This is a genomic window from Roseateles cavernae (assembly GCF_040187885.1).
Lineage (GTDB): Bacteria > Pseudomonadota > Gammaproteobacteria > Burkholderiales > Burkholderiaceae_C > Roseateles_E > Roseateles_E cavernae.
In genome coordinates this window covers 519,525-534,459 of sequence record NZ_JBDPLH010000002.1, presented here as the reverse complement: position 1 = coordinate 534,459, position 14,935 = coordinate 519,525, and the positions used below count along the sequence as shown (strand labels likewise).

Sequence of the window (14,935 nt, the reverse complement as noted above, 5' to 3'; positions counted from 1 at the left end):
ATGACGGCGCCCTTCTGATCAAGACCGAGGTCTTGAAGCCTTACTTGCTGTTCACGGCGTCCTTGAGGGCCTTGCCGGCGGTGAACTTGGGCACCGTGGCGGCGGCGATTTCCAGCGCTTCGCCGGTGGCCGGGTTCTTGCCGGTGCGGGCGGCGCGCTCGCCGACCTTGAAGGTGCCGAAGCCGACCAGGGCCACGGAGTCGCCCGCAACCAGGGCTTCGGTGATCGTGCCCAGGGCGGCGTCCAGCATCGTGGTGGCGGCAGCACGGGTGACGCCGCTCTTGGTGGCGATGCTTTCGATCAGTTCACTTTTGTTCATCAGTTATCCAGTAGATACGGGGAAAGTCCCGGTGACGGGGTCGCGATTATCGGTCCGCCGGCCGAACTGGGCTGAAACAAGGCGTTCAGGTCACCGGCGCCGGATTGAAAAGCACCAGCTGGTTGTGCAGCTGCCACTGCTCGGCCCAGGTCTTCTTGCGGCCGCTGGCCACGTCCAGCATCAGGCGGAACATCTCCCAGCCCAGCTCCGCTATCGTGGCCTCGCCGTCGGCGATGCGGCCGGCGTTGATGTCCATCAGGTCGTGCCAGCGCCGCGCCAGCTCGCTGCGTGTCGCCACCTTGATGACCGGGCATTCGGCCAGGCCGTAGGGCGTGCCGCGGCCGGTGGTGAAGACATGCAGATTCATGCCGGCGGCCAGCTGCAGGGTGCCGCAGATGAAGTCGCTGGCGGGTGTGGCGGCGTAGACCAGGCCGGCGCGGATGCCGCGGTCGCTGAGCTTCTCGCCGGGCGAGAGCACGCCGCTGATCGGTGCGCTGCCACTCTTGACGATGGAGCCCATCGCCTTCTCGACGATATTGGACAGGCCGCCCTTCTTGTTGCCGGGCGTGGTGTTGGCGCTGCGGTCGGCGCTGCCGCGCTTCAGGTAGGCGTCATACCAGGCCATCTCGCGGATCATCGCCTCGGCGATCTCGGGGCTGGCGGCGCGCGAGGTCAGCTGATCGATGCCGTCGCGCACCTCGGTGGTCTCGGAGAACATCACGGTGGCACCGGCGCGCACCAGCAGGTCGGTGCAGAAACCCACCGCCGGGTTGGCGGTGACGCCGCTGAAGGCATCGCTGCCGCCGCACTGCACGCCCACCACCAGGGCGCTGGCCGGCACGGTTTCGCGGCGGCGCGCATCCAGGCGCTTCAGGTGCTGCTCGGCGGTGCGCATGATGGAGTCGATCATGCTCATGAAGCCGACATGGGCGCCGTCCTGCAAGCAGACGACATCGGCGCCAACCCCCTCGCCCTTCGCTTGCTCCGGCGCGATGGCGAAGGTGCCGGGCGGCAACAGGCGCTCCGGCTGCAGCTTCTCGCAGCCCAGGCTGACCACCATCACCTCGTTGCCGAAGTTCGGGTTCAAGGTGATATTGCGCAGCGTGCGGATCGGCACCACCGCATCCGGCGCGTCGATCGCGACGCCGCAACCGTAGCCATGCTCCAGCGCCACCACGTCGTCGACGTTCGGATACTTCGGCAGCAGCTCGCGCTTGATGCGCTCGACCGCGAAGTCCACCACGCCGGACACGCACTGCACGGTCTGCGTGATCGCCAGGATGTTGCGCGTGCCGACCGAGCCGTCGGCATTGCGGTAGCCCTCGAAGGTATGGCCCAGCAGCGGCGGCAGCGCCTCGCGCTGTGCGGTGGCGATAGGCAGGCCCTCCAGCGAGCGGGCTTCCGGCATCTCTAGCAGGCGTTCGTGGATCCAGCTGCCGGCTGGCACGGCCTTCAGCATGCGGCCGATCACGACGTTGTAGCGTCGCACCGCGTCGCCGGCGGCCAGGTCCGTCAGCGCCACCTTGTGGCCCTGGGGCACCCGGTCCACCAGCGCCAGCCCGTCGGCAAAGCGCGCGCCGGCATCGAGCCCGCCTTCGTTGGCCACGATGGCAACGTTGTCGGCCTCGTGCATCTTGATGTAGAGCGGTGCGCTGGAAGCCATGGTCAGTCCGCGGTGATCTTGCCGGTCTCGATCACCTTCTTCCAGCGCGCGAACTCCGCGGCCTGGAAGGCGGTGAACTGCTCGGGCGTGTTGCCGACGATCTCGAAACCCAGCTCCAGCAGCTTGGGCTTGACGGCCGGGTCGTTCAGGCCGGCCACCAGCGCGGCGTGCAGCTTGCCCTTGATGTCGGCGGAGATGCCCTTGGGCGCGGCGAAGGCCTGCCAGGAATAGACGGTCACACCCTTGTGGCCCAGCTCCTCCATCGTCGGCACGTCCGGCAACAGCGGCGAGCGCTTGCTGCTGGTGATAGCCAGGGCGCGCAGCTTGCCGGCCTTGATATTGGTCAGGCCGGTGTTGACGTTCATGAAGCTGGCGTCCACCTGGCCGCCCAGCAGGTCGGCCATCGCCGGGGCGCCGCCCTTGTAGGGGATGTGGCTGGCCTGGGTGCCGGTCTCCTGCCAGAACAGCTCGGCGGTCAGGTGGTCCGAGGTGCCGTTGCCGGCCGAGGCGAAGCTCATCTTGCCCGGATTGGCCTTGATGAAGGCCAGCAGCTCGGCGAAGCTCTTGTGCGGCGAGTTGGCCGGCACGGCCAGCACATTCGGTGCCTGCACCGCGATGGTCAGGTAGTCGAAGTCCTTCAGCGGGTCGTAGCCGACGTTCTTCAGCAGGTGCGGGCCGATCACGAAGGGACCCAGCGAGGAGACGAAGACGGTGTAGCCGTCCGGCGCGGCGCGCTTGGCCTGCGAGGCGCCGACCGTGCCGCCGGCGCCGGCCTTGTTGTCGACGATGAAGCTGCCGCCGAGCTTTTCCTGCAGCTTCGGGCCCAGGGTGCGGGCGATCATGTCGGTGGAGCCGCCCGGCGGGAAGGGCACCAGCAGCGTGACCTGCTGCTTGGCAGGCCAGGCCTGGGCGATGGCGCCGCCGGCGGCCAGCAGGCCCAGTGCCAGGGCTGCGAGGACCTTCTTCTTGCTCGATGTCTTCTTCATGGTTTGTCTCCGTTGTTGTCTATGGGGGAATCGCTGTGGGGATGGGTTCTTCAGGGCCGCTGGCCGAGCTCGCACTGCTCGCGGGTCCAGGCGCGCGCCTGCTCGCTCAAGCTGAGGCCCAGGCCCGGCCGCGTGGGCACCCGCATGCGGCCGTCCTTGATCTCCAGCCGCTCGTTGAACAGCGGCTCCAGCCAGTCAAAGTGCTCGACCCAGGGCTCGGTCGGATAGGCAGCAGCAAGGTGCACATGCAGCTCCATCGCGAAATGCGGCGCCAGCATCACCCCGGCCTGCTCGGCCTGCGCGGCGATCTTCAGAAAGGGCGTGATGCCGCCGACGCGCGGCGCATCGGGCATCAGATAGTCGGCGGCGCGGTGGCGTATCAGCTCGCCATGCTCCATGGCGCTGGTCAGCATCTCGCCGGTGGCGATCGGCGTGTCGAAGGCGGCGGCCAGCGCGGCATGGCCCTCGTGGTCGTAGGCATCCAGCGGCTCCTCGATCCAGACCAGGCCATAGGGCTCGAACTGGCGGCACATGCGCTGCGCGGTCGGGCGGTCCCATTGCTGGTTGGCGTCCACCATCAGCGCGACGCCATCACCGAGGTGCTTGCGCACCGCCTCGACGCGCCGGATGTCCAGCGCGCGGTCCGGCTGGCCCACCTTCAGCTTGATGCCGCCGATGCCGCGCGCGACCGAGGCCTCGGCATTGACCAGCAGCTGCTCCAGCGGCGTGTGCAGGAAGCCGCCCGAGGTGTTGTAGCAGGCCACCGAGTCGCGGTACGCGCCCAGCAGCTTGGACAGCGGCAGTCCGGCCCGGCGCGCCTTCAGGTCGTACAGCGCCACGTCGAAGGCGCCGATGGCCTGGGTCGACAGGCCGCTGCGGCCCACCGAGGCGCCGGCCCAGCAGAGCTTGTTCCAGAGCCTGGCGATGTCGCTGGGGTCCTCGCCCAGCAGGGCCGGCGCGATCTCCTTGGCGTGGGCAAACTGGCCCGGGCCGCCGGCGCGTTTGGCGTAGCTCAGGCCCAGGCCCTGGTGGCCGTCGGCGGTGACGATCTCGGCGAACAGCATCGCGATCTCGGTCATCGGCTTCTGCCGACCGGTCAGCACCTTGGCATCGCTGATCGGCGTGAGCAGCGGCAGATAGCAGGAGGAGAGGCGGATCCAGGCAATCCGGTCAGCGCTGGTGGCTTGATTCATGTGAACGCTATCAGTTGAATGAGGCGAATACTGGCCAAGCCAGCAACTACAGGCCAACTTGATCGTCCTGTCTCGTTGCAGCCAATGATATCGATATCATTTACATTCCGTCAAACACCTTGCTGCAAAGCCCGGACAATCCCGCCCACCGCCACGAACCCGTCCGCATGCCGCCCGCTTCCCGTCCCAAGTCCGTCACCCTGCAAGATGTCGCCCGCAGCGCCGGGGTCTCGCCGATGACCGCCTCGCGCGCGCTCAGCAGCCCGGAGCTGGTGTCACAGGGCACGATAGAGAAGGTGCGGGCGGCGGTGGAGGCCACCGGCTACATCCCCAATCTGCTGGCCGGCGGGCTCAAATCCAAGCGCAGCATGACGGTGGCGGCCCTGGTGCCGGTGATCTCGGTGCCGCAGTTCCTGCCCACCATTCAGACGCTGACGGAAGAACTGGACCGGGCCGGCTACCAGCTGATCCTGGGCCAGACCGGCTACGACCATGGCCGCGAGGCGGCGCTGCTGAACACCATGGTGGGCCGGCGCGTCGACGGCATCGTCGCCGCCGGCCTGCTGCAGCCGGGCGATGCGGCCAAACGACTGGCCCGGCTGGGCATTCCCGTGGTCGAGACCTGGGACATGACGGACCGGCCGCTGGATGCGCTGGTGGGCTTCTCGCACCTCAAGGTCGGCAGCGCGGTGGCGGGCTATTTCCTCAGCAAGGGCTGGCAGCGGGTGGGCCTGGCGACGGCCGACGACCAGCGCGCCGGCCTGCGGCGTGAGGGCTTTGTGTCGACCCTGGGCCGCGAGATCCCCACCGCCACCGTCAAGCCGCCCACCGGTGTGCCGCATGGGCGGCGCGCGCTGACCGAGCTGCTGCACATCGATCCGCAGCTCCGCGCCGTCTTCTGCAGCTCGGACGGGCTGGCCGAGGGCGTGCTCACCGAAGCGCAGGCGCGCGGCATCCGCGTGCCCGAAGACCTGGCGGTGTTCGGCTTCGGCGGCGCCGACTTCTCGGCCCATTTGAATCCCTCGCTGAGCACGGTGCACATCGACGGCGCCGCCATCGGCCTGCATGCGGCCCAGCTGATCATTGCGCGCTGCCGCGGCGAGACCGTCGACCAGCGCATCATCGATGTGGGCTTCCGCATCATCGAGCGCGCCTCGACCAGCAGCCCGCCGCGTTGAAGACCGTCGCCGCGCTCAGACCGGACAGGCCAGCGCCGCGTCGTCCTGGATCAGAGTTTCCAGGCACTGCTCCCGCAGCCCATAAAAGCGTTTGACCTCGGCGATCTGGGCCAGCAGCTCGGGCCGGCGCTTCTCTGCTGCGGCCAGCGCCGCGCCCGATTTCTTGACGGCCAGAATCATCTTGTTCTTGCTGGTGTGCTCCAGCGCGATGAACTCGAAGACCTGGGTCTCATAGCCCTGGGCCTCCAGCAGCAGCGCGCGCAAGCTGTCGGTCACCATCTCGGCCTCCTGGCCCAGATGGATGCCGTGCTGCAGCAGCGGGCGCAGCACCGGCGGCGTCTGCATCTGCGGGCGCAGCTGCTTGTGGCAGCAGGGCGAGCACATGATGATCGAAGCCTTGGCGCGCAGGCCCAGATGGATCGCGTAGTCGGTGGCGATATCGCAGGCATGCAGCGCGATCATCACGTCCAGCCGGGCCGGGGTGTAGGAGCGCACATCGCCTTGGTCGAACTTCAGCCCGTCCAAGCCGTGACTGGCCGCCGCCGTGCCGCAGAGTTTGACCATATCGTCGCGCAGCTCGACGCCGGTGACCTGGGGCCGCTTGCCCTGGCTGGCCAGCCAGTCGTGCATCGCAAAGGTCAGATAGCCCTTGCCCGAGCCGAAGTCGGCCACATGGACATCGGGGCTGTCGGCCAAGGGGCTGCTCTTCAGCGCGGCGCTCATCACCTCGATGAATTTATTGATCTGCTTCCACTTGCGCGACATCGCCGGCACCAGCTGGCGCTCGCCTTTGACTTCGTGCGTGACGCCCAGGTCGACCCAGAACGCTCGGTCCAGCGCCAGATAGCGCTGCTTTTCCTTGTCGTGTCCCTTGTCATGCACAGCGGGCGTCGCTTCGGCGGCCTCGGCCCTGCCGACCCGCAGGCTGGGCTTGCCCTTGCGGCTGAAGGCCAGCTGGATCTCCTGGCCCTGGGTCAGCAGATGGGCGTTCTGGAACTGGCTGCCCAGCAGGCCGGCGATCAGATCCAGGCCCTCGTCAAGGCCATGGTTCTTCGTGATGTCCTTGGTCCGGTGGCGCCACAGAAAGGACAGCTGACGCTCGCCGCGCAGCAGCACCTCGCGCACCGTCAGACGCTCCAGCGTCTCTTCGTCACCGCTGTACTTGCTCAGTAGCAGCTTGACGAAGCGGCCCTCGACCAGGGCCGTCTTCAGCAGCACGGCGAAGCGCTGCGCGGCATCGACGGCCGGCGGCGGGGTGATCAGGTCGGTAAACATCGAGGAGCCACGAGCGGAAAGCCCGATTGTCCGTCATCGAGCCCACGCTAGCATCGGCGCATGAAAGCCTACAGCCTCGTCGCAACTCTGCTGGTACTGCTGCTGCCGCTGGCGGCGGCCGCACAGCCGGCCATCGAACGCAACAGCCTGGGCATGGCCTTCGTCAGGCTGCCGGCCGGCGAATTCCTGATGGGCAGCGAGGAAAACCCCGCCATGCTGGCACAGGCCTACCCCGCCCTGCCCCGCGAGCGTTTCGACAAGCTGCAGGACGAAGGCCCTATCCACCCGGTGCGCATCAGCAAGCCCTTCTGGATGGGCCAGCATGAGCTGACGGTCGGCCAGTTCCGCCGCTTCGTCGAAGCCTCGGGCTACCGACCCGAATCGGAGGCCGATGGCACCGGCGGCTATGGCTGGCGCGCCGACTACGACCCGGCGAGTAGCCAGCGCGGCGATGCCTTCGAGGGGCGCGACCGTCGCTACTCCTGGCGCAATCCCGGCTTTGCCCAGAACGACGATCACCCGGTCACCAATGTCACCTGGAACGACGCGCAGGCGCTGGCGGCCTGGCTCACAAAGACCGAGGGCCGGCGCTACCGCCTGCCCACCGAGGCCGAGTGGGAGTACGCCTGCCGAGCCGGCACCCGCACCCGCTACTCATCGGGCGACGATCCGCAAAGCCTCTTGACGGTCGCCAACACCTTCGACGCTGACAGCGCCAGGCACTGGCCGCGCTGGCAAGACATGGCCCTGAAGGGCAGCGACGGTTTCTCCTTCACCGCCCCGGTCGGCAGCTTTGCGCCGAACGCCTGGGGGCTTCATGACATGCACGGCAATGTCTGGGAGTGGGTGGCCGATTGGCATGAAGACGACTACTACGCCCGCTCGCCGCTGGTGGACCCGCAAGGCCCGGACAAACCGGCCGACGGCGGCGTCAAGGTGCGGCGCGGTGGCTCCTGGCACACCTGGGCCTTCTATGCCCGCGCGTCCTACCGCAACTGGAACGCGCCCGACACCCGCTACACCCTGGTCGGCATCCGCCTCGTCAGAGAGGACTAGGCGTAGCTCGCCAACTCGCGGTACTCCGGCGAGTCCAGATGCGGCACATTGTTGAAGCTCTGCAGCAGGTGGCGCTTGGGGTTGAAGCTGAACTCGCTCACCGCGCTGTTGCGGATGCGCAGGTTCAGCTCGATGCTGGTCTCGGCGCTGGTGCCCAGCACCTGGCCCACGGCTGTCGCGATCGGCCCGCCGCTGGAGACGATCAGCACCTGGCCTTGGCAGTGCTGCCGCACATGCGCCAGCGCGCCCGCCACGCCGGCCGCGAAGTCCGCATAGCTGGGCATGCCCGCAGGCCGGGTCTCGCCACGCATCCAGGCCTGCAGGCCACTGCGCAGCAGCCGGAAATGGTGGCGCACCATCTCGGCGTCGACCGGCCTGGGCAGCGGCTCGGGATGGATCGCGTGGATCACCGCCTCGCTGTCGTACTCGTTCAGGCCGGGCCAGATCAGGGGCTCGGGCGCCGCGCCCAGGCCCTCGACGATGGCCGCGAAGGACTGGGCATGGCGTTTCAGCGAGCCGGTCAGCACCGCATCGAAGCGCTGGCCGCGCTCCCGCCAGTACTCGCCCAGCAGGCGGCACTGGCGGGCGCCCAGCGCGCTCAGCTGGTCATAGTCGGCGGCACCGAAACTGGCCTGGCCGTGGCGCACAAGATAAAGCGTTCCCATGCGCCGCATCATCGGCTGGCCGCCGGATTCGGGCTGTCGCCCGGGCGACCTGCGGCCTTCGGTTAAAATGCCGGGCTTGATTCGTCTTGGCGCGCCCTTTCGGCCCCCGCCAGTCTTTTTTCCAACGGAGCCATCATGGGCAACAAGATCAAAACCGAAGCCGATCGTCGCGCCACCCCGCGTCCCGCCGGCCTGACCGCTTTCACCCACGGCCGTGGCCAGAAGTCCAGCCTGGAGCGTGGTTCGCACACCCGCAGCAAGAAGAACCCGGGCAAGCGCCCTCATTCGGGTTGAAGCCCGGGCCCGATGGGGCCTGCTTCGGATCTGACAGGCCCGCGCCTTCCGGCAGGGCCTGTACTTTTTTGTACTGACCGATCGCTTTGAGCCATAACCATGCTCCGCATCACCGAACTCCGTCTGCCGCTCAACCATGCCGAGCATGAGTTGCGTCCCGCCATCGTTGCCCGTTTGGGGCTGGACGACAGCCAGCTGCTGAACTTCACGGTCTCCAAGCGCAGCTACGACGCGCGCAAGAAGACGGCCATCGTGCTGATTTACACGCTGGACTGCGAGCTCGCTGACGAGGCTGGCGTCCTGGCCCGTTTTGCCGGCGACGCCCACATCAGGCCGACGCCGGACACCGGCTACCACTTCGTCGGCCAGGCGCCGGTGGACTTCTTCACCGCCGAGCGCAAGCGGCCGGTGGTGATCGGCTTCGGCCCCTGCGGCATCTTCGCCGCGCTGATCCTGGCCCAGATGGGTCTGCGGCCCATCGTGCTGGAGCGCGGCAAGTCGGTACGCGAACGCACCAAGGACACCTGGGGCCTGTGGCGCGAGAGCCAGCTGCACCCCGAGTCGAATGTGCAGTTCGGCGAGGGCGGCGCCGGCACCTTCTCCGACGGCAAGCTGTGGAGCCAGATCTCGGACCCGCGCTTTCTGACCCGCAAGGTGCTGAGCGAGTTCGTCAAGGCCGGCGCGCCCGAAGAAATCCTCTATGTGAGCAAGCCGCATATCGGCACCTTCCGGCTGGTGTCGATGGTGATCAAGATGCGCGCCGAGATCGAGGCGCTGGGCGGCGAGATCCGCTTCGAGCAGAAGGTCACGGATGTGCTGATCGAGGACGGCCCCGATGGCAAACACATCCGGGGCTTGACGCTGGAATCCGGCGAGCAGCTCAGCACCGACCATGTGGTGCTCGCGCTGGGCCATAGCGCGCGCGACAGCTTCACGATGCTGCACCAGCGCGGTGTCTTCATGGAAGCCAAGCCCTTCTCGATCGGCTACCGCATCGAGCACCCGCAAAGCCTCATCGACGCGGCCCGCTTCGGCCCCAATGCCGGCAACGAGATCCTCGGCGCGGCCGACTACAAGCTGGTGCACCACGCCAAGAACGGCCGCTCGGTCTACAGCTTCTGCATGTGCCCCGGCGGCACCGTGGTGGCGGCGACCTCGGAACCCAACCGTGTCGTCACCAACGGCATGAGCCAGTACTCGCGCAACGAGCGCAATGCCAATGCCGGCATCGTCGTCGGCATCTCGCCGCAGGACTACCGGCAGGACGGCAAGAACGAAGGCCCGGTCAGCCCGCTGGACGGCATGGCCTTCCAGCGCATCTGGGAGAGCCGCGCCTATGAGCTGGGCGAAGGCGCCTACAGGGCGCCCGGCGCCCTGGTCGGCGACTTCATCAAGCGCCAGCGCAGCAAGGTGCTGGGCAGCGTCGAGCCCTCCTACAAGCCCGGCGTCACCTTGACCGATCTGCAGCAAAAAGGCTTCGGCAGCCTGCCCGACTATTGCCTGGACGCGATCCGCGAGGCCCTGCCGGCCTTCGAGCGCCAGATCAAGGGCTTCAGCATGGCCGACGCGGTGCTGACCGGCGTCGAGACCCGCACCTCCTCGCCGCTGCGCATCACCCGCGGCCGCGACTACCAGAGCCTCAACGTCAAGGGCCTGTACCCGGCCGGCGAAGGCGCCGGCTATGCCGGTGGCATCATGTCGGCCGGCGTCGACGGCATCGAGGTGGCAGAAGCGCTGGGGCGCAGCCTGCTGGGCCGGGCTGACTGAGGGCGCCCCTCAGCGCCCCGCCTCCAGCCCCCGGACCCGCCCCATCGCCATCGCCGCCGCTGCGGTGCGGGTTTCGACGCCCAGCTTCTCGAACACATGCTCGAGGTGCTTTTGCACCGTGCGCGGGCTGGAGCCGAGGATGTCGCCGATGTCCTGGTTGGTCTTGCCCTTGACCACCCAGTACAGCACCTCGGCCTCTCGGGCGGTCAGCTTGAAGCCGTGGATCAGGCCGTCCATCAGCGCCGCGTCGTCGGCCTCGCGCATCACGATCAGCCACTGGCCCTCGCCGAGCGCATCGGGGTCCACCGCATGCAAGGTGAAGGACAGGCGCTTGGCGCCGCGCGTGGCCAGCGCCGCGCCGCTGGCAGGCGGCGCATCGGCGCGGGGCTGCGGCAGCACGGTCAGCACCGAGGGCTCGGCGCCGGCACGGCGGCGCAGCGATTCGCGGTGCAGCCAGACCAGCACCTCGGGCGGCAAGCGGCCGCGCTCGAAATGGCCGCCGCTGAAGTAGTCGGCCATCAGCGAGCGCGCCAGCGCGGTCTGCCAGACGCAGCGACCATCGGCCTCGTGCACCGCCATGCTGGCGTGGCCGAAGGCGTCCAGCGCATTGCGGGCCTGGCGCTGGGCGCGGGCGCTGCGCAGATGGGCAGCGATGCGGGCCAGCACCTCGCGCGGGCGGATGGGCTTGGTCACATAGTCGACGCCGCCGGCCGCGAACGCGGCCTCGACATGGGCGGTGTCGGACAGGCCGGTCATGAAGATGATGGGCGCGGCCGCGGTGGCCGGGTCGGCCTTGAGCCGGCGCGCCACCTCGAAGCCGTCCAGCCCCGGCATCATCGCGTCCAGCACGACGACATCGGGCGGCATCAGCGCGGCGCTCTCCAGCGCCGCCGCGCCGCTGAAGGCCACCAGCACCGTGTAGCCGGACTCGTCCAGCGCATCGTGCAGCAGGGCCAGGTTGTCGGGCACGTCGTCGACAATCAGCACCCGCTCGGCATGGCTGGCGACCGGGGGGCTCTGCTGTTCCAATGACGGCAGGGCCGCATCGATCTCTTTGTGAGGCGTGGGGAGGGTGGAGGCATTCATGCTGGGTCCTCAGCCTGCAAGGCGCGTGCCACCAGCCGGCTCATCGCCTGCAGTTCGAACTGACGCGCCATCGCACGCAGCTGGGTGACAAAGTCGCTGCAAGACTGATCCTCGCCGGCGATCCGGTCAAGCTGCTGATGGATGCCCTTGACATGGCCCTGGCTGAGCTGCTGCTGCAGGCGCTGCAAGGCCTCGCGCGAGGGCAGCTTCAGCGGCGCCTTGTCCGCGTCGGCCGCTTGGACCGGATCGCGCAGTCGCCAGTCCAGGTTCAGCCGCCGACCCAGCCAGTCCAGCAGCTCGTCCACCCGCACCGGCTTGACGATGAAGTCCCGCTCGCTGACGCCAAGGCCATTGTCCAGGCCCCGATCAAAGGCATTGGCCGAGATGATGACGGCCGGCGCCTCGCTCAAGCTCCGCACCCGGATCTCGGCCAGGGTCTGCCAGCCGTCCAGGCCCGGCATCGCCAGGTCCAGCAGCAGAGCCTCGGGCCGCCAGCCGGGGATCAGCGCCATCGCCTCGATGCCGCTGGCCGCCATCCGCAGCTCGAAACCCAGCGGCTCCAGGATGGCGCGCAAGAGATTGCGGTCGGCCTCCTCGTTGTCGACCACCAGCAGGCGCCGCGCCGGCCCCTCGAAGCCGATGCGCGCCGCGCGCCGCGCCTGCGCCGCCATCGCACCGGCATGCAGGCTGGGCAGGAACAGGCGCAGCTCGAAGCGCGTGCCGTGTTTTCCTGTGACTCCCGGCGTGCTGGCCACCTTCAGCTCGCCACCCATCAGATCGGTCAGCATCTTCGCGATGGTCAGACCCAGGCCGGTGCCTGATCCCGAACCCACGGCGGCCGCCCCGCGCTCGAAGGGCTCGAACACCCGCTCCAGCTCCTCGGCACTCATGCCGGGGCCGCTGTCCTCGATCTCGAAGCGCGCCATCTCGCGGGCGTAGTGCAGGCGCAGCGTGACTTGGCCTTCCGGCGTGAATTTGATCGCGTTGCCGAGAATGTTGATCAGGATCTGCTGCACCCGCTTGCCATCGGCGCGCACCCAGTCCGGCAGGCTGGGGGGCGATGTGTAGACGAAGTCCAGGCCCTTGGCCGCAGACTGCAGCGACAGCAGATGGACCAGATCATGGATCGCCTGGCCGAACGCCCAGGGCCCCGGCTCCAGCTTGAAGCGGCCGGCCTCGATGCGGGCCAGGTCCAGGCTGCCCTCGATCAGCGACAGCAGGTGCTCGCCGCCGCGCCGTATCACCGTGATCGCCTGCTTGCGGTGCGCGGGCATGCGCTCGTCCTCGTCGAGGATCTGCGCATAGCCGAGGATGGAGTTCAGCGGCGTGCGCAGCTCGTGGCTGATATTGGTGATGTAGCGGGTCTTGGCCTCGTTGGCGGCGTCGGCCTGGATTTTCGCCTGCTGCAACTGGGCATCGGTCTGGCGGTGCGACTCGATTTCCTGGTGCAGCGCTTGGGCCTGGCGGCGCGATTCCTCCTGCGCGACCTGGCGGCTCTTGTGCGTCAGCACCAGCCACCAGCCGATCACGCCGGACAGCAGCAAGAGCGCCACCAGGGCCTTCGCATAGGACGCCCGCAGATGGGGCGCCATCTGCTCGGCCGCCGCGCCAAGCCGCCCCAGCTCGTGCTGGTAGAGCAGGCCGAACAGCAGCACGAGCACCGGCAGCACCAGGGCCATCAGGCCCAGATACTGGGTCAGGCCGCTGTCCAGCAGGGGCCAGACCTTGCGGGGGAGCAGCCGCTGCAGGAGCGCACGGGCCTGTGTCGCCAAGCGGGCGTCTGGCTTGCAGAGGTCATCGCAGCGGGCGTCCAGCGAGCAGCACAGCGAGCAGATCGGGCCCTGATAGGCGGGGCAGTGCGCCATGTCCGGCCCCTCGTAGGCGCGCTCGCAGATCACGCAGTGCTGCAGGCGTTTGTAGGCACCGCCCTCCTCGCCCTCCTTACTCTGGCGTGCAATGTAGTAACGCCCCCCGGTGGCCCAGGCGATCAGCGGCGAGCAGACCATGGCCGTCACCAGCGCGATCAACGCCGAAAAGGCCTGGGCCATAGTCCCGAACAGGCCCAGATGGGCGGCGATGGACAGCAGCGAGGCCATCGCCATCGCGCCGACGCCGACCGGGTTGATGTCGTAGAGATGGGCGCGTTTGAACTCGATGCCCGGCGGTGACAGCCCCAGCGGCTTGTTGATCACAAGATCGGCAACCACGGTCATGATCCAGGCAATCGCGATATTGGCATACAGGCCCAGCACCCGGTCCAGCGCCTGGAACAGCTCCATCTCCATCAGGATCAGCGCGATCAGCGTGTTGAACACCACCCAGACCACGCGGCCCGGGTGGCTGTGCGTCAGCCGGGCGAAGAAATTGCTCCAGGCCAGCGAGCCCGCATAGGCATTCGTCACATTGATCTTCAGCTGCGAGACGATCACCAGCAAGGCGGTGGCCGCCACCGCCAGGCCGGGCCGGCTGAACACCGTGTCATAGGCCACCAGATACATCTGGTTCGGGTCCACCGCCCGTTCGGTCGGCACCATCAGCCGCATCGCCAGATAGGCCAAGAGCGCACCGCCCAGCATCTTGGCCACACCCAGCACCACCCAGCCCGGCCCGCCGACAAAGACCGCCGCCCACCAGCGCCAGCGCCTCTTCGGATTCGCATCGGGCTCGGGCATGAAGCGCAGATAGTCGGCCTGCTCGCCCATCTGCGTGATCAGCGCGATGCCCACCGTCATCGCCGCGCCGAACAGCGGCAGGCTGAACTCGCCGCCCTGGCCATCGGCGCCGGCATAGCTTTGCAGCTGAGCGGGCAGCTCCGGATAGCGCATGAAGACATAGACATAGGGGACGATCAGCAGGATCAGCCACAGCGGCTGGGTCCAGACCTGCAGCCGTGCGATGGCCGTCACGCCGTGCGTCACCAGCGGCAGCACCACCAGCGCGCAGATCAGATAGCCCCAGGCCGGCGGGATGTCGAAGGCCAGCTCCAGCGCATAGGCCATGATGGCCGCCTCCAGCGCGAAGAAGATGAAGGTGAAGCTGGCGTAGATCAGGCTGGTCAGCGTCGAGCCGATATAGCCGAAGCCGGCACCCCGGGTCAGCAGGTCCATGTCCACGCCGTAGCGGGCCGCATAGACGCTGATCGGCCAGCCGGCCAAGAGAATGATCAGCCCGGTGGCCAGGATGGCCCAGAAGGCATTGGCGAAACCGTACTCCACCAGCAGGGTCGCCCCGACCGCCTCCAGCACCAGAAAGGAGGCCGCGCCAAAAGCCGTGTTCGCCACCCGGGTGCCGGACCAGCGCCGGAAGCTGTGCGGCGTGAAGCGCAGCGCGTAGTCCTCCAGCGTCTCGCTGGCCACCCAGGCGTTGTAATCGCGACGGATCTTGATGACGCGCTGGACGGGTTCGGCGGTCTGGACGGAGGGCGGCGCGGCGGGCATGCTTCTCCCTTATCAA

General features: G+C 68.1%; 12 protein-coding genes. 4 read left to right on the top strand and 8 right to left on the bottom strand.

What is annotated here, in order from left to right; translation table 11 throughout:
* Positions 1 to 40: 40 nt before the first annotated feature.
* The 4 genes from ABGI63_RS09370 to ABGI63_RS09355 form a co-directional block, all read right to left on the bottom strand.
* Positions 41 to 319 (bottom strand): HU family DNA-binding protein, encoded by a 279-nt coding sequence (locus ABGI63_RS09370; protein ID WP_137941041.1) that lies wholly within the window; start codon positions 317 to 319, stop codon positions 41 to 43.
* Between the two features lie 85 nt (positions 320 to 404).
* The gene (gene garD, locus ABGI63_RS09365; RefSeq protein ID WP_349742164.1) at positions 405 to 1,982 is read right to left on the bottom strand and encodes a galactarate dehydratase; all 1,578 of its coding nucleotides are present in this window, start codon (positions 1,980 to 1,982) and stop codon (positions 405 to 407) included.
* A 2-nt stretch (positions 1,983 to 1,984) separates the two neighbouring features.
* The gene (locus ABGI63_RS09360; RefSeq protein ID WP_349742163.1) at positions 1,985 to 2,968 is read right to left on the bottom strand and encodes a Bug family tripartite tricarboxylate transporter substrate binding protein; all 984 of its coding nucleotides are present in this window, start codon (positions 2,966 to 2,968) and stop codon (positions 1,985 to 1,987) included.
* Positions 2,969 to 3,018: 50 nt separating this feature from the next.
* Positions 3,019 to 4,161 (bottom strand): L-talarate/galactarate dehydratase, encoded by a 1,143-nt coding sequence (locus ABGI63_RS09355; RefSeq protein WP_349742162.1) that lies wholly within the window; start codon positions 4,159 to 4,161, stop codon positions 3,019 to 3,021.
* Positions 4,162 to 4,328: 167 nt separating this feature from the next.
* On the opposite strand from ABGI63_RS09355, the gene ABGI63_RS09350 reads away from it, so the two are divergent.
* On the top strand, positions 4,329 to 5,339 hold the full coding sequence (locus ABGI63_RS09350; protein WP_349742161.1) for a LacI family DNA-binding transcriptional regulator: 1,011 nt from the start codon (positions 4,329 to 4,331) through the stop codon (positions 5,337 to 5,339).
* A gap of 15 nt (positions 5,340 to 5,354) precedes the next feature.
* Here the strand turns inward: ABGI63_RS09350 and ABGI63_RS09345 are convergent, their stop codons facing one another.
* A complete protein-coding gene (locus ABGI63_RS09345; RefSeq protein WP_349742160.1) occupies positions 5,355 to 6,614 on the bottom strand; it encodes a class I SAM-dependent methyltransferase in 1,260 nt (419 codons plus the stop codon).
* 60 nt (positions 6,615 to 6,674) lie between these two features.
* Here ABGI63_RS09345 and ABGI63_RS09340 point away from each other — a divergent pair, with 60 nt between their 5' ends.
* Positions 6,675 to 7,670 (top strand): formylglycine-generating enzyme family protein, encoded by a 996-nt coding sequence (locus ABGI63_RS09340; protein WP_349742159.1) that lies wholly within the window; start codon positions 6,675 to 6,677, stop codon positions 7,668 to 7,670.
* Here the strand turns inward: ABGI63_RS09340 and ABGI63_RS09335 are convergent.
* Positions 7,667 to 8,335, bottom strand: coding sequence for a histidine phosphatase family protein (locus ABGI63_RS09335; RefSeq protein ID WP_349742158.1), 669 nt, complete (start codon positions 8,333 to 8,335; stop codon positions 7,667 to 7,669). The genes ABGI63_RS09340 and ABGI63_RS09335 overlap by 4 nt on opposite strands.
* 135 nt (positions 8,336 to 8,470) lie before the next feature.
* On the opposite strand from ABGI63_RS09335, the gene ABGI63_RS09330 reads away from it, so the two are divergent.
* Positions 8,471 to 8,629, top strand: coding sequence for a hypothetical protein (locus ABGI63_RS09330; RefSeq protein WP_171018102.1), 159 nt, complete (start codon positions 8,471 to 8,473; stop codon positions 8,627 to 8,629).
* Between the two features lie 99 nt (positions 8,630 to 8,728).
* Positions 8,729 to 10,396, top strand: a complete 1,668-nt coding sequence (locus tag ABGI63_RS09325) for an NAD(P)/FAD-dependent oxidoreductase (RefSeq protein WP_349742157.1) — start codon at positions 8,729 to 8,731, stop codon at positions 10,394 to 10,396.
* A 9-nt stretch (positions 10,397 to 10,405) separates the two neighbouring features.
* On the opposite strand, the gene ABGI63_RS09320 is transcribed toward ABGI63_RS09325, so the two are convergent.
* Positions 10,406 to 11,482, bottom strand: a complete 1,077-nt coding sequence (locus tag ABGI63_RS09320; protein ID WP_349742156.1) for a response regulator — start codon at positions 11,480 to 11,482, stop codon at positions 10,406 to 10,408.
* A complete protein-coding gene (locus ABGI63_RS09315; protein WP_349742155.1) occupies positions 11,479 to 14,919 on the bottom strand; it encodes a hybrid sensor histidine kinase/response regulator in 3,441 nt (1,146 codons plus the stop codon). Before ABGI63_RS09315 ends, ABGI63_RS09320 begins: the two co-directional genes overlap by 4 nt.
* Positions 14,920 to 14,935: the final 16 nt, after the last annotated feature.